Annotated in this window: 18 protein-coding genes; 11 read left to right on the plus strand and 7 right to left on the minus strand. The window is 66.2% G+C overall.

Annotated elements, in window-relative coordinates; translation table 11 throughout:
• The first annotated feature begins 58 nt into the window (after positions 1 to 58).
• Positions 59 to 448, plus strand: a complete 390-nt coding sequence (locus J0I47_RS02160; protein WP_294044796.1) for a hypothetical protein — start codon at positions 59 to 61, stop codon at positions 446 to 448.
• 208 nt (positions 449 to 656) lie between these two features.
• Here J0I47_RS02160 and J0I47_RS02165 read toward each other — a convergent pair whose 3' ends face one another.
• Positions 657 to 1,226 (minus strand): hypothetical protein, encoded by a 570-nt coding sequence (locus tag J0I47_RS02165; RefSeq protein ID WP_294044797.1) that lies wholly within the window; start codon positions 1,224 to 1,226, stop codon positions 657 to 659.
• Between the two features lie 490 nt (positions 1,227 to 1,716).
• Between J0I47_RS02165 and J0I47_RS02170 the strand changes: the two genes are divergently transcribed.
• From J0I47_RS02170 to J0I47_RS02180, 3 genes are read left to right on the plus strand one after another with little or no spacing between them, the layout of a single operon-like run.
• Positions 1,717 to 1,968, plus strand: coding sequence for a hypothetical protein (locus tag J0I47_RS02170; RefSeq protein WP_294044798.1), 252 nt, complete (start codon positions 1,717 to 1,719; stop codon positions 1,966 to 1,968).
• The gene (locus J0I47_RS02175; protein WP_294045835.1) at positions 1,965 to 2,312 is read left to right on the plus strand and encodes an ArsC family reductase; all 348 of its coding nucleotides are present in this window, start codon (positions 1,965 to 1,967) and stop codon (positions 2,310 to 2,312) included. The genes J0I47_RS02170 and J0I47_RS02175 overlap by 4 nt, the downstream gene beginning before the upstream one ends.
• Positions 2,313 to 2,368: 56 nt before the next feature.
• Positions 2,369 to 2,812: a hypothetical protein gene (locus J0I47_RS02180; RefSeq protein ID WP_294044799.1), complete on the plus strand. Its 444-nt coding sequence runs from the start codon at positions 2,369 to 2,371 to the stop codon at positions 2,810 to 2,812.
• On the opposite strand, the gene J0I47_RS02185 is transcribed toward J0I47_RS02180, so the two are convergent.
• On the minus strand, positions 2,809 to 3,030 hold the full coding sequence (locus J0I47_RS02185) for a helix-turn-helix transcriptional regulator (protein WP_294044800.1): 222 nt from the start codon (positions 3,028 to 3,030) through the stop codon (positions 2,809 to 2,811). The two genes, J0I47_RS02180 and J0I47_RS02185, sit on opposite strands and share 4 nt — an antisense overlap.
• Positions 3,023 to 3,451, minus strand: coding sequence for a hypothetical protein (locus J0I47_RS02190; RefSeq protein ID WP_294044801.1), 429 nt, complete (start codon positions 3,449 to 3,451; stop codon positions 3,023 to 3,025). Before J0I47_RS02190 ends, J0I47_RS02185 begins: the two co-directional genes overlap by 8 nt.
• Before the next feature lie 124 nt (positions 3,452 to 3,575).
• Between J0I47_RS02190 and panB the strand changes: the two genes are divergently transcribed.
• From panB to J0I47_RS02215, 5 genes are all read left to right on the plus strand, one after another.
• Entirely contained in the window at positions 3,576 to 4,448 is an 873-nt protein-coding gene (gene panB / locus J0I47_RS02195) for a 3-methyl-2-oxobutanoate hydroxymethyltransferase (RefSeq protein ID WP_294044802.1), read from the plus strand.
• Positions 4,449 to 4,517: 69 nt separating this feature from the next.
• On the plus strand, positions 4,518 to 5,222 hold the full coding sequence (locus J0I47_RS02200) for a tetratricopeptide repeat protein (protein ID WP_294044803.1): 705 nt from the start codon (positions 4,518 to 4,520) through the stop codon (positions 5,220 to 5,222).
• A 4-nt stretch (positions 5,223 to 5,226) separates the two neighbouring features.
• The gene (locus J0I47_RS02205; RefSeq protein WP_294044804.1) at positions 5,227 to 6,555 is read left to right on the plus strand and encodes a PQQ-binding-like beta-propeller repeat protein; all 1,329 of its coding nucleotides are present in this window, start codon (positions 5,227 to 5,229) and stop codon (positions 6,553 to 6,555) included.
• Positions 6,556 to 6,691: 136 nt separating this feature from the next.
• Positions 6,692 to 8,062, plus strand: a complete 1,371-nt coding sequence (gene der, locus J0I47_RS02210; RefSeq protein ID WP_294044805.1) for a ribosome biogenesis GTPase Der — start codon at positions 6,692 to 6,694, stop codon at positions 8,060 to 8,062.
• A 118-nt stretch (positions 8,063 to 8,180) separates the two neighbouring features.
• Positions 8,181 to 8,588, plus strand: coding sequence for an Hpt domain-containing protein (locus tag J0I47_RS02215; RefSeq protein ID WP_294044806.1), 408 nt, complete (start codon positions 8,181 to 8,183; stop codon positions 8,586 to 8,588).
• A 100-nt stretch (positions 8,589 to 8,688) separates the two neighbouring features.
• Here the strand turns inward: J0I47_RS02215 and bfr are convergent, their stop codons facing one another.
• The 4 genes from bfr to purL all read right to left on the minus strand — a co-directional run bounded on the left by bfr (position 8,689) and on the right by purL (position 13,219).
• A complete protein-coding gene (bfr, locus tag J0I47_RS02220) occupies positions 8,689 to 9,171 on the minus strand; it encodes a bacterioferritin (protein ID WP_294044807.1) in 483 nt (160 codons plus the stop codon).
• 84 nt (positions 9,172 to 9,255) lie between these two features.
• Positions 9,256 to 9,426 (minus strand): (2Fe-2S)-binding protein, encoded by a 171-nt coding sequence (locus tag J0I47_RS02225; protein ID WP_294044808.1) that lies wholly within the window; start codon positions 9,424 to 9,426, stop codon positions 9,256 to 9,258.
• 63 nt (positions 9,427 to 9,489) lie between these two features.
• Complete coding sequence (locus tag J0I47_RS02230; protein WP_294044809.1) at positions 9,490 to 10,785, minus strand: DUF418 domain-containing protein; 1,296 nt, start codon at positions 10,783 to 10,785, stop codon at positions 9,490 to 9,492.
• 220 nt (positions 10,786 to 11,005) lie between these two features.
• Positions 11,006 to 13,219, minus strand: a complete 2,214-nt coding sequence (gene purL, locus J0I47_RS02235) for a phosphoribosylformylglycinamidine synthase subunit PurL (RefSeq protein WP_294044810.1) — start codon at positions 13,217 to 13,219, stop codon at positions 11,006 to 11,008.
• An 89-nt stretch (positions 13,220 to 13,308) separates the two neighbouring features.
• On the opposite strand from purL, the gene J0I47_RS02240 reads away from it, so the two are divergent.
• Both J0I47_RS02240 and J0I47_RS02245 read left to right on the plus strand, forming a co-directional pair.
• Positions 13,309 to 14,070 (plus strand): energy transducer TonB, encoded by a 762-nt coding sequence (locus tag J0I47_RS02240; RefSeq protein WP_294044811.1) that lies wholly within the window; start codon positions 13,309 to 13,311, stop codon positions 14,068 to 14,070.
• Positions 14,071 to 14,140: 70 nt separating this feature from the next.
• Positions 14,141 to 14,836, plus strand: coding sequence for a hypothetical protein (locus J0I47_RS02245; protein ID WP_294044812.1), 696 nt, complete (start codon positions 14,141 to 14,143; stop codon positions 14,834 to 14,836).
• The last annotated feature ends 11 nt before the right edge of the window (positions 14,837 to 14,847 follow it).

Consider the following 14,847-nt stretch of genomic DNA (forward strand, 5'->3'; position numbering starts at 1 on the left):
CATTGGCTTCAAGCGGACAAGTTCGACTTCCCATCATCTTATTGGGAAGTCAGTGCGAATGTCGCTCTCCGAGAAAGACCGAAAACTTCAGTCCGAGACTGGAAAAGAATTTCAGAATCGGGCTTCAACCGAACCGCTGGTGACCGCGATTGCTGCAGCCCTGAAGGAGGAGTTCGGTAACAAGCCTGCCGCCCTCAAGACGGTCGCTCGGCTGACGCGATCGAACGAGCGGGCGGTGCGGAACTGGTTCGAAGCCAAGAATGGCCCCAGTGCCGAGAATCTCGTAGTGCTGATGCGCCATTCCGATCTTATATTAAGGACCGTATTGGCGCTGGCTGATCGTCGAGATCTGGTCATGGCGGTCGGCCTGGCCACACTTCGGCGGCACCTCATAGACACGGTGGCGGCGATCGACGGTTTGCCTCAGGACCCTCCAGACGCGGTTTAGGCCCAGTCGAAATAAGGTCAGCTTTCAGACCTTATAAGCATTCAGCCAACCGGATGTGTCGCCGAGCCGATCTGACGAGGACCGCCAGCGTTTGGCCGCGATCTGCCGCGGCGCTTCAACGGGTCTCTCCTTGTATGCGGGCCGCTCGCCTCAGGGCAGTGCGCATGCACCCGAGGCTTATGGCGCAGCTGCGATCAGCTGAGGCCGCCTACCGGATACGCTGGAGAAGGACATAGTTGCCGTCGTAGCCGATACGACGACGTACCCGGCCAGCGACTGCTATGGTACGGCCGGTCGGCACCTGAGTGGACCGACCCACATTATATGCCTCTTCGAAAGAAGAAGTAGAAACCTTTTTGCCCAGCCGCTCGAGCGCCTCGGTCGCAAGGCGCTTGATGCCGACGATAGGGACAGGCTTGCCCGTGAATGGCGACACCTCTGCCTTGGCATAAAGGCCATAGCCGATCTGGACCAATTTGCCATTTATGGTCCGTTGTCGAAGCGCGCGTCCGACCCCGTCATAGCTACCGAGGTGAGCGAAATCGCTGCGGAGGAAGACGTTGCGCTTCGAACGACGGACCTTCTGCTCGATCGCGTCGCCTATGGAGTTCACGGAAACCGCCGCCGCACGATCGGCTTTGCGATATCGCCCGCGCCCCACGCGCATCAGCTTCTCTTCGGCGATCAACTGCCTGAGCACCCGGCCTACCGAATCAAAGTTTTCGCCCGGCGCGACTTCGGTGCGCGTGAGGGTGTCGCCCGATGCGAAGCGGTCCATGATCCGGATTCCGAGAGTAGACATGCCTTGACCAAAATACGACGTTTCCGACATCCATATACGGATGTTCAGCTGTGACTCAAAGTACAGGAGCCAGCCGCAATGAGCGGGGCGTGCCGCATGCCTGCGGTGTGATCTATGCGGTGGAACCTAGACCTGACGGTATTAAGCGAGGCGAACGTGACGGTATCGACGGGCGCGTGAATGCCTAAAAATGATAACAAGGACGATGCCATCCCGAATGCGGTCTAGCGATAGACAGCGATAGCTGGTAACTGGCCCTCTGTGGCATTTCCAAAGCGAAATCAGTGACTTAAGAATATGACGGTATTGCTGACGGTATCGCTAAGTCTGAAAATTTATTTTCCGTGGCAACTCAATAGGTTATTATGGCTCCGAATAATCGAATGGGAATGACGAAGACTCGAAATCGTGCGGGGCACGATTTCGGCTTCGTCACTCGGCACCGCAGAATACCGCGAGCAAAACGATGACCCCCGAACGCGTTCTTATCGAGACGATCGGCTGGGCCGGCGCGGCTTTGATCCTCGCCGCGTACGTCCTGCTGTCGACCGGACGGACCACCGGGCAATCGCGCGGCTATCAATGGATGAACGTGGTCGGCGCGGCCTGCTTCGTGCTGAACAGCGGCTATAACGGCGCGATCCCGTCGGCGGTGCTCAACGTGATCTGGGCGGGGATCGGGCTATACACCTTATGGGTCATTCGGCAGGGACGATAATGCTGACGCTTTACGGCATTCCCAATTGCGACACGGTCAAGAAGGCGCGGGCGTGGCTCGATGCGCGGGGCACGGCCTACGCGTTCCATGACTACAAGAAGGCGGGCGTGGAGGAAGCGTCGCTACGTCGCTGGATCGCAGTGCTCGGCTGGGAAACGGTACTTAACCGTGCCGGGACGACCTTCCGCAAGCTGCCCGACGCCGACCGCGCCGATCTCGATGCCGACAAGGCAGTGGCGCTGATGCTGGCACAGCCGTCGATGATAAAGCGCCCGATCGTCGAGGGGGAGGGCATCCTGCTCGCCGGGTTCAAGCCCGAGGCATGGGAAGCCGCATTCGGCTGACCTTGCCAAGGCCGCGGTTGCGGCGCAGTCTCTCGATCCGAACTGGGAGAGGGCAAATGGCAATCGGAACAAGGCCGCCGGCATGGTTCTGGCTCGTCGCGATCATGTTGCTCGCGTGGAACGCGATGGGTGTGTGGGCGTGCATCCAGCAACTGCATTTCGGTGCCGAGTCGTGGGGGCCGCACACCACCGACTATGACCGCCGCCTCTACGCCGCGCTGCCGGCATGGTACAATTACGTCTATATCGTCGCGACGTTCGGCGGCCTGCTCGGCGCGCTGGCGCTGTTGCTCAAGGAAAAGCGGGCGCGGTGGCTGTTCTGGCTGTCGTTCGTCGCGGTGATCGTGATGTTCGGTTATGTGTTCGGCGCGACTGATCTGATCCAGGCGAAGGGCAAGCGCGCAGCGATCGCGTTTCCGGCGATCGTCGCGGGCGTCGCGGCCTTCTCGATCTGGTTCGCGCAATATGCGACGCGCCGGGGCTGGATCGGCCGGCGCTAGCTTTCCCAGCCGAATACCTCGTCGAGCGATTTGCCGAACACCTGTGCGATGCGGAACGCGGCGTCGAGGCTGGGCGAATATTTTCCCGCCTCGATCGCGGCGACGGTCTGCCGCGTCAGGCCGATCCGCTCGCCGAGCTCCGCCTGGGTCATTTCGCTGGCCAGGAAGCGGAGCAGCCGTACCTGATTGACCACGCGGCCGGGCGGCGGCTTAGCCATGCCGTCCGCTCCGGTAGAAAACGATCTGCGCGCCGTAATGCACGACCTCGGCGATCACGATCGCGGCCATGATGCCATACGCCATCCCGGGCGCGGTCAGTCCGAGGTGCATGCTTGCGGCGACCAGCACCACGCCGCTCAGCAGTACCGGATAAGCGATTGCCGACGATCCTCGCGCGATGGCCTTATCGCGTTCATCGCTGCCCGCGCTGGCATCCTTCGGTGCTGTCGCGGCGGTGATCACGCTGGCGACGATGATCAGGAGGACCTGAATGACCACCGCGCCGAAGAATCCGATCATATGACCGTGGTCCGGGCCACGGCCGCTCGCGACTGCCGACAGCAGGAAGGCGAAATAGATTCCCCAGACAGCGAGCGTCGTAATGACGGATATCCAGGCGATTTTTTCCTTGAATGGCATTGCGAACCTCGTGTGTGAATTGTTAGGCTATATGTTATAAAAATTTAACATTGAGTCAAGTTAAACGATCATTGCCGTTGGACGGCGCTGGCGAGGGTGAGGTGGAGCAGCTAAGGGGACGCCCATGTCCACGACCTTCACGATCGACACCGCGACCAGCCGCGCCAATCCGACTCCCGCGCCGATGAAGCGGCTGACCGTGCCGGCGATCCAGCGGCGCAAGGTCGAGGGCGCGATCGCCGAGCCGCTGGTGATGCTGACCGCCTACACCGTGCGGATGGCGCAACTGCTCGATCCGCATTGCGACCTGCTGCTGGTCGGCGATTCGCTGGGGCAGGTGGTGTACGGCCTGCCGTCGACGCTGCCGGTGACGCTCGACATGATGATCGCCCACGGCGCGGCGGTGGTGCGGGGCAGCTATCATGCGGTCGTGCTCGTCGACATGCCGTTCGGCAGCTACGAGGCGTCGCCCGAGGCGGCGTTCGCGAATGCGGCGCGCATCCTGGCGGAGACCGGCTGCGCCGGCGTCAAGCTGGAGGGCGGGGCGGCGATGGCACCGACGATCCGCTTCCTGACCGAACGCGGAATCCCGGTAATGGCGCATGTCGGCCTGACCCCACAGGCGATCAACGCGCTTGGCGGCTATGGCGCGCGCGGCCGCAGCCAGGCGGAGGAGGCGAAGATCATGGCCGATGCCAAGGCCGTCGCCGATGCCGGCGCCTTCGCCTTGGTGGTCGAAGGCGTGGTCGAGCCGATCGCACGCAAGATCACCGAGGTCAGCGACGTCCCCGTCATCGGCATCGGCGCGTCGGCGGCCTGCGACGGGCAAGTGCTTGTGGCCGAGGACATGCTCGGCCTGTTCGAGCGCACGCCACGGTTCGTGAAGCGCTATGACGACATGGCGGCGCACGTCACCGGCGCGGTCGAACGCTATGCCGCCGAGGTGCGCGCGCGCACTTTCCCGGGGACGGAGCAGACCTACGCCCCCAAGTCGTAAGGCGCGCCGTCAAGCCGCGTTGCGTTTCGGGCGCGCGCCGCTAAGAGTTCGCACCCAATCCCGCCACAATTGGAGCCCATTCCCTTGGCCGTGACGCCGCATACCGACGAAGCTTTCCTGCGCGAGGTCGACGAGGAACTGCGCCGCGACCAGATGGCCGACGTCTGGACGCGCTACGGCCGCCTGATCGTCGGTGCGATCATTGGCGGGCTGGCGGTTTTTGCCGCGATCCTGGGCTGGCGCTACTGGACGCACAGCCATGCCGAAGGCGAAGCGGTCAAGTTGCAGAGCGCTTATGACGCGATCGGCGCGAACAAGCCCGATCAGGCCGCGCCGATCCTGGCCGACCTCGATAGCTCGGGCGGCCCGGGCTACCGCGCGATCGCGCGGATGCTGGAGGGCAACCAGCTGCTCCAGGCCGGCAAGGCCAAGGAAGCCGCCGCCAAGTTCGCCGCCGTCGCCGGCGACGATGCGGTCGGCAAGCCGTATCGCGATCTGGCGCTGATCCGCCAGACGACGATCGAATTCGACACGCTGGCGCCGCAGACGGTGATCGACCGGCTGCAACCGCTGGCGGGGAAGGGCTCGGCCTATCTCGGCAGCGCGGGCGAATTGGTGGCGATCTCGTACCTGAAGCAGGGCAAGCCCAACGCGGCGCGCGACCTGTTCAAGGAGATTGCCGAGGGCGAGGACGTGCCCGACACGATCCGTCAACGGGCGGTTCAGATGGTGGACGCGATTGATGTCGGCGCGACCGACCTGAAGGGCAAATGAGCTGATGATGACCAAATGGAAAACGCCGGTCGCGCTCGTCGCGCTGACCGCGCTCGGCGCGTGCGGCGTGTTTAAGGGCGGTGGGCGCAAGACGCCGGTGCTCGGCGATCGCGTGCCGATCCTGGTATCGGAAACCGATGCGAAGCTTGATCCGACGATCTCCGGGTTGCAGGTGCTGTTGCCGCAGCCGCAGGTCAACGCCGACTGGGCGCAGCCGGGCGGGAGCGCCGACAAGAATCTGGGGCACGTCGCGTTGGGCGCGAACATCGGCCGTGCCTGGACGACGGTGATCCCGGCCGGGTCGAACCGCGAGCGGCTGGCGAGCACGCCGGTGGTGGCGGGCGGCAAGCTGTACGTGGTCGACGTCAACGCGCAGCTGCATGCCTATAGCGCGGACACCGGTGCATCCTTGTTCACCGTGCCGATCCCCAAGGGCGATCGCAGCAAGCCGGCGCGGTTCGGCGGCGGCGTCAGCATCGACGGCGGCCGCGCGTTCGCGACCGACGGCCTGGGCGACGTCGTCGCGTTCGATGCCAATACCGGCACCGAAGTGTGGCGCGCGAAGCCGGGCGGTCCGCTGCGCGGCGCGCCGAGCGTCGATGGCGATCAGCTCTATGTGCTGAGCCAGGACAACCAGCTCTATGCGCTGTCGACCACCGATGGTTCGCTCAAGTGGACGGTGTCGGGCAGCCTCGAATCGCAGGGTGTGTTCGGCGTCGCCGCACCCGCTGTCGCGCGCAGCACGATCGTCGCCGGCTTTTCGAGCGGCGAACTCAACGCCTATCGCTACGAAAACGGCCGCAGCCTGTGGAGCGACGCCTTGTCGCGCACCAGCATGTCGACTTCGGTGTCGAGCCTGTCCGATATCGACGCCGACCCGGTGATCGACGGCACCAACGTCTATGCGCTGGGGCAGGGCGGCCGCATGGTCGCGCTCAACCTGGCGAGCGGGCAGCGCATCTGGGAACAGAATTTCGCCGGCATCTCGACCCCGTGGCTGGCGGGCGAATGGCTGTTCGTGGTGACCGACGAGAGCAAGCTCTACTGCCTGCAACGCTCGACCGGGAAGGTGCGCTGGATCTCGCAACTGCGCGCCTTCCGCACCGAAAAGAAGAAAAAGAAGAAGAACCCGCTGACGTGGTACGGCCCGGTTCTCGCCGGCAACCGGCTGGTCCTGACCAACTCGCTCGGACAGGTCGTCTTCGCGAACCCGGCGGACGGCTCGGTCCAGCAGACGATGGAGAACAAGGTTCCGTTCACGCTCGGCCCGATCGTCGCGAACAACACGCTCTACACGATCGACGAACGCGGGCGCATCGCCGCGTATCGTTGATTTAGTCGCGGCAGCGGCTCGCGCCCCCGCCCGGCCTCCCATGGAATGAGCCAATTGGGAGGCCGGGCGGGGGAGCGGGCCGGTGCCGGGCAAACGGGAACGTGACGCGCGGCGTCACCCTCGCTACAGCGACCGGATGCCTTTACCTACCGTCGCCATCATCGGCCGACCCAATGTCGGCAAGTCGACGCTGTTCAACCGCCTGATCGGCAAGCGGCTGGCGCTGGTCGACGACCAGCCCGGCGTCACGCGGGACCGGCGCGAGGGCGACGCGCACCTGCTCGGTCTCGATTTCCGCGTGGTCGATACCGCGGGGTATGAGGACCTCGACGCCGCGACCCTGCCCGGGCGCATGCGGCAGCAGACCGAGGCCGCGGTCGCGCAAGCCGACGTGGCACTGTTCCTGATCGACGCGCGCGCGGGGATCGTCCCGCTCGACGAGGAAATCGCGCGGTGGCTGCGCGGATCGACCACGCCGGTGGTGCTGGTCGCCAACAAGGCGGAAGGGCGCGCCGCCGAGGCCGGCGTGCTCGAATCGCTGGCGCTCGGGTTCGGCGACCCGGTGCAGCTGTCGGCCGAACATGGCGAGGGCATCGCCGACCTGTTCGAGGCGCTGCTGCCGCACATTCCCGATCCCGAAGATGTAATCGAGGACGACGATGAAAGTCCCGATGCGCCGCTCAAGCTCGCGATCGTCGGGCGGCCCAACGCCGGCAAATCGACGCTCATCAACCGGATGCTCGGCGAGGACCGGCTCATTACCGGGCCAGAGGCCGGGATCACGCGCGATTCGATCGCCGTCGACTGGATGTGGCACGACCCGAAAGAGGATCGCGACCGCGCCGTGCGCCTGATCGACACCGCCGGCATGCGCAAGCGCGCCAAGGTGCAGGACAAATTGGAGAAACTGTCGGTCGCCGACGCCTTGCGCGCGGTCGATTTCGCCGAAGTCGTCGTACTGCTGCTCGACGCGACATTGGGGTTGGAAGCGCAGGATCTGCGTATCGCCGATCGCGTATTGGAGGAAGGCCGCGCGCTGGTGATCGCGCTGAACAAATGGGACGTCGCCGAGAATGCCTCGGCGCTGTTCAACGGCGTCAAGAAGGCGCTCGAGGATGGGCTCAGCCAGGTCAAGGGCGTGACGGTGATGACCGTATCGGCCGCGACGGGGAAGGGGATCGACCAGTTGCTCGGCGCGGCGTTCGAAACGCGCGACGCATGGTCGAAGCGGGTCGGCACCGGCGAACTCAACCGCTGGTTCGAACGCGCGGTCGAGGCCAACCCGCCGCCCGCGCCCGGCGGCAAGCGGATCAAGATGCGCTACGTCACGCAGGTCAAGACGCGCCCGCCCAGCTTCGTCATCTTCGGCACCCGTGTCGATCAGCTGCCGGCGAGCTACGAACGCTACCTCGTCAATTCGATGCGACGTGAGCTCGGCTTCGGTGCCGTGCCCGTCCGGCTGACGTTCCGCGCCCCGAAAAACCCGTTCGATCGCGAGCGTAGCTGACGCGCCAAGTCGCGGATGCGGCACGAATATCGTCCGCCATCAACCCGACGTTTACTCCTACCCGATATGGGTAGCGTTCGGGGAAGCGCGGATAACGCGCGATGGAGACGAGACGAACATGGGCGACGACGGTCAGCTGGTCGATTGGAGCGCGTTCCAGGCGGCGCGAAGCGAGCTCGGCGCGGGCTTCGTCCGCATACTCGGCTATTTCCGGGAGGACGGCGTCAAGTCGCTGGCGGCGATCGAGACGGCGATGCGTGCGGGCAGCGCCGCCGCATTGGTACTGCCGGCCCATACGCTGAAGGGCGAGGCGCGGCAGTTCGGGGCGGAGCCGCTGGCGGCGCTGGCCGAAACCATCGAGCATATCGCACGGCAATGCGTGGAGACGCGCGATCGTCCCGACCAGGCGCTGGAGCATGTCGTCAAGCTGCGCCCCTGCTTCGAAGCGACGCTGACGATGCTGGAGCGCGAGGCGAATCCGCTGGTCGAGCGCCGGCCGATGGCGTTCGGCCGGCGCGCGATCTGATTATCCAGCGCGACGCGGCCAAGCCGCGTCGTCGACCCCTGCTTTGCAGGGTCGGCCGGGCTGATCGGGCGATGCGAATTAGCGCCGCTAATTCGCGCGATCAGCCCTCGTGCTCGGCCTTCGAGTTGAGCTGGACGTAATTCTCGATCCCCATCCGCTCGATCATCTCGAACTGCCGTTCGAGCGTGTCGACATGCTCCTCCTCGCTGTCGAGGATGCGGCGGAACAGGTCGCGGCTGACATAGTCACGCACCTGCTCGCAATGCTCGATGGCGTCGCGCAGCAGCGGCAGCGCCTCCATCTCCAGCTCGAGATCGGCCTTCAGCACTTCCTCGACCGTCTCGCCGATGCGCAGGCGGCCGAGCAGCTGGAAATTGGGCAGGCCGTCGAGGAACAGGATGCGCTCCGACAGCCAGTCGGCATGCTTCATCTCGTCGATCGATTCCTCGCGCTCGAACTGGGCGAGCTTGTACACGCCCCAGTGGTCGAACAGCCGGTGGTGCAGCCAGTATTGGTTGATCGCGGTCAACTCGTTCTTGAGCGCCGTGTTGAGGAAATCGATAACCTTCGGATCGCCCTTCATCCGCTCACATCCTTTGCTGAGGCTGACGGCGGGACCCTAGCGCGACGATCGCGGGGAGGACAGCCCAATACGAGGATGCGCGGTTCAGGCGCCGGCGCGCTCGGCGTCGATGATCGAGCGGGCGAAGGGGACGCACTGGCCGCATTTGGGCTGCATGCCGAGCGTGCGATAGGCCTGGCATGCGGTCATCGACCCGTTGCGCGCAGCCTCGCGGACTTGACGCTCGCGGATCGCATTGCAGACGCACACCATCATGAGACCGATTATCCCTCACGCTCGTTACGATCGAGTTAGCGATAGTGAGAATGATTCGCAAGCCTATTGCGAGGCGTTCGCATGAATCGGGCGCCGCCGGAATCGCTGCCACCGGCCGCGTGCGGCACTCCGCCACAACCATTCGAACGGGCCGTAGGTAAAGCGATCGAGCCATGGCTTCGACCAGGCCAGCATCAGCGCCCAGATCATGGCGACCACGATCAGGCATTGCCAGCGTTCGATCCGCCCGTACCAGCCGAACCCATAGCCGTTGAACGCCGTCGTCACGACGATGCTCGTGCCGAGATAATTGGAGAACGCCATCCGCCCCGTCGCCGTCAGCCGCGCGGCCAGCCAGCGCGCGCGGCCCGATTGCACGAACAGGATCACGATCGCCGCATAGCCGAGGCTCAGCAACGGACGGAGCAGCGTCAGCTGGATCGCATCGGTGGCGATCATCGTCATCGGCGCGAACCGCGTCCGCTCCAGCCAGGCGACCAGTGGCGCATAACCGAGCCACAGGAGCGGGATCGGCGCGGCGAGCAGCCAATAGGTGCGTCGCGACCAGGCTCCCGAAAAGAACCCCAGCCGGAACAACGCCATCCCGATCAGCATCAGCGCGATCGTGTCGGGCAGGGCGTCGATCAGGATCACCGTCTCCGCGAACAGGCTCATCGGCGCGCGCACGCGCAACGCGTCGAGCCAGGTGCCGCGATAGCCGGCGAGTTCGCTCGCCAGCATCTCCGGCGGCGGCTTGGCCTCGCGGTCGTACGCCTGCCATCGGGCGATATCGGCGGGGGCGGCGTCAGGGCGCGCGACCGCGGCCTGGAGCGCGGCGACGTTCTGGTAGGCGACTATGCCCTCGACCAGCTTGAACGCCAGCAGGGCGATGCCGATCGCGATGAGCAGACGCGGCCGCGCGCGCCACGCAAAGAACAGGGCGGCGCCGCAGAGTGCGTACAGTACCAGGATATCGCCCATCCAGATCAGGTAGGCGTGGAGCAATCCGAACAGCAGGAGCGTCGCCATGCGCGCGTAATGGACGACGACCGGCCGCTCCCCGCCGGCCATGGCGCGCTCGGCGATCAGCACGGTCGACGCGCCGAACATCATCGTGAACAGGCCGCGGAACTTGCCGTCGGCGATGACGTAGGCAAGCGCCCATTCCCACCAGTTCGCGCCGGTCGCACCGCCATAATAATTGGGGTCGAGATAGGCGTAGGACGGCATCGTCATACTGACGACGTTGAGCAGGAAGATGCCCATGACGGCGATGCCACGCACCGCGTCGAGCGTTTGCAGACGCGGTGCCGACGCCGTGCCGGGTGTCCGAAGGCGAGCGGGTGCGGCGGCGGTCACCGACCGTCGCCCCGCATCATGGAAAGGCGTTGCGGCCCCGATCGCTGCCCTGCCGCCCCCTCACCGATCACGATCGTTCGCCCCCAAACTTGACAAACTTGACGAGGGTAGGCCGGCCAGAACGATCCGCCCTGCTCTCGTGTGGCGGACGCGATGACCGATCGGTTCCGGTCCAGCTGCCCGCTAGCACCATCGTGAACTGTAGGACAGCAATCAGTCGTCAAGCGATCGTGTCGCCCATCAACGCGGGAAAGAAACCTTCGTGCGCCGCGCGGAGCGTATCGAGCGATACGCACCAGTCGCCCTCGTCGAGTTCGAAGATCAGCCGGTCCTTGATCGTCCGCCCGATCGGGTCGGCGGGGACGTCGGCTTCGGCGGCCTTGGTCAGGAACGCGGTCAGCGCCTCGTCGGGCACCGTCACCAGATACAGCCCCTGATCCTCGCCGAAGAACGACTCCGCAACGCCGAACGGCTGCGCCTGGTCGACGATCGCGCCGATCCCGCTCGCCAGCGCCATTTCCGCGAGCGTCACCGCCAGCCCGCCATCGGACACGTCGTGGCACGCGGTCACCAGCCCCTCGGCGATCGCGGCGCGGACGAACTCGCCGGTGCGGCGCTCGGCCTTGAGGTCGACCGGGGGCGGGGGGCCGTCCTCGCGGCCATGCACTTCGCGCAGCCAGATCGACTGGCCGAGATGCCCGCCGCGCTCGCCGACCGCGAAGATCGCGTCGCCGGTGCCCTTAAACGCGATCGTCGCCGATTGTGACCAGTCGTCGAGCAGGCCGACGCCGCCGATCGCGGGGGTCGGCAGGATCGCGGAACCGCCACCGGTCGCCTTGGACTCGTTGTAGAGCGACACGTTGCCGCTCACGATCGGGAAGTCGAGCGCGACGCACGCCTCGCTCATGCCCTCCAGGCAACCTACGATCTGGCCCATGATCTCGGGCCGTTGCGGGTTGGCGAAGTTCAGGCAGTTGGTCACCGCCAGCGGCTTCGCACCGACCGACGAGAGATTGCGCCAAGCCTCTGCGATCGCTTGGCGACCGCCCTCGACCGGATCGGCGAAGCAATAGCGCGGGGTGCAGTCGGTGGTGATCGCCAGGCCCTTGCGGGTGCCATGCACGCGCACCACCGCGGCGTCGCCGCCCGGGCGCTGGACGGTGTCGGCGCCGACCTGCGAATCGTATTGCTCCCAAATCCAGCGGCGGCTGGCGATGTCGGGCGAGCCCATCAGTTTGAGCAGGTCCGCGGCGAGGTCGGTCGTCTCCGGCACGTCGGTCAGCTCGGCCGGCTTCGGCGTCGGGACGTGCGGGCGATCGTAGAGCGGCGCTTCGTCGGCGAGCGGGGCGAGCGGGATGTCGGCGACGACATTCCCCTGCCATTTCAGGATCATGCGACCGGTATCGGTCACCGTTCCGATCACCGCGAAATCGAGCTGCCACTTGCGGAAGATCGCCTCCGCCTCGGCCTCGCGGCCGGGCTTCAGCACCATCAGCATGCGCTCCTGGCTCTCCGACAGCATCATCTCGTACGGCGTCATGCCGGTCTCGCGCTGCGGCACGTCGTCCATCACGAGTTCGATGCCGACCCCGCCCTTCGACGCCATCTCGACCGACGAGGAGGTCAGGCCGGCCGCGCCCATGTCCTGGATCGCGACGATCGCATCGGACGCCATCAGTTCGAGGCACGCCTCGATCAGCAGTTTCTCGGTGAACGGATCGCCGACCTGTACGGTCGGGCGCTTCTCCTCCGAGTCCTCGCCGAAATCCGCGCTTGCCATCGTCGCGCCGTGGATGCCGTCGCGCCCGGTCTTGGAGCCGACATAGACGATCGGATTGCCGACCCCGCTGGCCGCCGAATAGAAGATCTTGTCGGTCTGCGCGACGCCCACCGTCATCGCGTTGACCAGGATGTTGCCGTCATAGGCGGGGTGGAAATTGACCTCGCCCCCGACCGTCGGCACGCCGACGCAATTGCCGTAGCCGCCGATGCCGTGGACCACGCCCGCGATCAGGTGGCGCATCTTCGGATGATCCGGTCGCCCGAAACGCAGCGCGTTCAGGTTCGCGACCGGCCGCGCGCCCATCGTGAACACGTCGCGCAGGATGCCGCCGACTCCGGTCGCCGCGCCCTGATAGGGTTCGATGTAGGAGGGGTGGTTGTGCGACTCCATCTTGAAGATCGCCGCCTGGCCGTCGCCGATGTCGATGACGCCAGCATTCTCGCCCGGCCCGCAGATCACCCACGGCGCCGTCGTCGGCAGCTTTTTCAAGTGGATACGGCTGGATTTGTAGGAGCAATGTTCGGACCACATGACCGAGAAGATGCCCAGCTCGGTCAGGTTCGGCTCGCGCCCCATCGCGTGCAGGACGCGATCATATTCCTCTGGGGACAGGCCGTGGTCGGCGACGATCTGGGGCGTGATTCCGGTCATGCGCGCGCGATAGCGGGGTGGGGCGCTCTCGTCACCTACCGCACGCGCCAGCAAGCGTCTGTTCAGCCGATTCATGCGTTGGCAGGCCGATGATCGTCCGCTCCCCCGCCGAACGCGCGCGCGGTGCCGCCATCTCGGCGGCGCTGATGGGGGGATTGTTATGGGCGCTGATCGCCGGGCTGGCGGTGCGGCTCGGCCCGCTGCCGGTCGAGCGGCCGGGCGTGCTGATGGGCCTGACTCTGCCGCCGCCGCAACCGCCCAAGCCGCGCGAGCCGATGCACAGCGATCGCGCGCCGAAGCGCGAGGGCGCGGCGGCCCCGCCCGCGCTGAAGGCGACCGCGACCGAAGTGACCGCGCCCAAGCCACTGCTGCCGCCACCCCCGCAGCCGATCGCGGCGGCGCCGGTCGCGAATACGGGTGCCGCTCCCACACAGGGTGCGGCGCCGGTCGCCGGTCCCGGGACTGGCGCGGGCGGCGAGGGCAACGGCTTCGGCGCGGGCGGCGAGGGTGACGGTCCTGGCGGCGGCGGCGAAGGGCGCGACACCCCGCCGCGGCGGGTCGGCGGGCGGATCAAGCCGGGCGACCTGCCCGACGATCTCGCCTACAACCTGACCTCGGGAGTCGATCTGGTGGTGGGCGTAAAATATGCCGTCGAGGAGGACGGCCACGTCGACGAATGCCGCGTCACGCGATCGAGCGGCAATCGCGAGCTCGATACGCTCACCTGCCAGCTGATCGAGCAGAAATTCCGCTACCGCCCGGCGCTCGACGAGAATCGGCATCCGTTCAAATCGTACATCGTCGAGAACCACACTTGGAACTTCGAGGACGTGCGCGAGCGGCGGCACTGAATCCCGGTACAGGGAACTCCGCGTGCGTAACGATCGTTGGGGCGGCGCTTCACAGATTGGGAGATGTATCATGCGTTCCAAGACACTGCTCGCTTGCGTGTCGGCGCTGGGGCTGACGCTGACCGCCGCCTCGCCGGCGTTTGCCGAGGGCAAGACCGATCGCGCGCGCCAGGCGATCGCGGAGGCGCAGGCCAAGGTCGACGCCGCGTCCCGGCTCGGCACCGCCGCGACGGCGCCACGTACGCTGGCCGATGCGCAGGCCGCGCTGCGGGCGGCGCAGGACGACCTGAAGGGTAGCCACAAGGAACAGGCGATCGCTGACGCCCAGCGCGCCTCGCAACTCGCCGACACCGCGATGAACGAAATGCAGCGGATGCGCGCGGAGCATGCGCGCGACGATCGCGCCGCCGCCGATGCGCAGACCCAGGCCGCGCAGGCCCAGGCCCAGGCGCAGCAGGCGCAGGCTCAGGCGGCCGACGCCAACGCCCGCGCCGCCGCCGCGCAGGATGCCGCCGCCGCTGCCCAGGCCGATGCCGCCGCCGCGCGCGCCGCGCCGCCGGTGATCGTCCAGACCCCGGCGCCGGCGCCGGACCCCGCGCCGACAACGACGACCGCGACGACGACGACCGAAACGGTCGCGCCGGCCACCCGCACCGTCACGCGCGTCGTACCGAAGCGCCGTGTCGTCCATCGCAAGGTCGTTCGCGCTGCGACGCCGGCCGCCGCGACCAAGACCACGACGACGGTCACGACCCACACCAACTGAGTCGCGACGCT

It is taken from the genome of Sphingomonas sp. (genome assembly GCF_017304635.1).
Lineage (GTDB): Bacteria > Pseudomonadota > Alphaproteobacteria > Sphingomonadales > Sphingomonadaceae > Sphingomonas.

Coding starts and splice junctions, on each gene's coding strand:
- J0I47_RS02180 (WP_294044799.1), top strand. CDS start 2,369: ATGGCAATCGGAACAAGGCCGCCGGCATGGTTCTGGCTCGTCGCGATC.
- J0I47_RS02185 (WP_294044800.1), bottom strand. CDS start 3,030: ATGGCTAAGCCGCCGCCCGGCCGCGTGGTCAATCAGGTACGGCTGCTC.
- J0I47_RS02215 (WP_294044806.1), top strand. CDS start 8,181: ATGGGCGACGACGGTCAGCTGGTCGATTGGAGCGCGTTCCAGGCGGCG.
- J0I47_RS02165 (WP_294044797.1), bottom strand. CDS start 1,226: ATGGACCGCTTCGCATCGGGCGACACCCTCACGCGCACCGAAGTCGCG.
- purL (WP_294044810.1), bottom strand. CDS start 13,219: ATGACCGGAATCACGCCCCAGATCGTCGCCGACCACGGCCTGTCCCCA.
- J0I47_RS02240 (WP_294044811.1), top strand. CDS start 13,309: ATGATCGTCCGCTCCCCCGCCGAACGCGCGCGCGGTGCCGCCATCTCG.
- J0I47_RS02225 (WP_294044808.1), bottom strand. CDS start 9,426: ATGATGGTGTGCGTCTGCAATGCGATCCGCGAGCGTCAAGTCCGCGAG.
- panB (WP_294044802.1), top strand. CDS start 3,576: ATGTCCACGACCTTCACGATCGACACCGCGACCAGCCGCGCCAATCCG.
- J0I47_RS02170 (WP_294044798.1), top strand. CDS start 1,717: ATGACCCCCGAACGCGTTCTTATCGAGACGATCGGCTGGGCCGGCGCG.
- bfr (WP_294044807.1), bottom strand. CDS start 9,171: ATGAAGGGCGATCCGAAGGTTATCGATTTCCTCAACACGGCGCTCAAG.
- J0I47_RS02190 (WP_294044801.1), bottom strand. CDS start 3,451: ATGCCATTCAAGGAAAAAATCGCCTGGATATCCGTCATTACGACGCTC.
- J0I47_RS02205 (WP_294044804.1), top strand. CDS start 5,227: ATGATGACCAAATGGAAAACGCCGGTCGCGCTCGTCGCGCTGACCGCG.
- der (WP_294044805.1), top strand. CDS start 6,692: ATGCCTTTACCTACCGTCGCCATCATCGGCCGACCCAATGTCGGCAAG.
- J0I47_RS02245 (WP_294044812.1), top strand. CDS start 14,141: ATGCGTTCCAAGACACTGCTCGCTTGCGTGTCGGCGCTGGGGCTGACG.
- J0I47_RS02160 (WP_294044796.1), top strand. CDS start 59: ATGTCGCTCTCCGAGAAAGACCGAAAACTTCAGTCCGAGACTGGAAAA.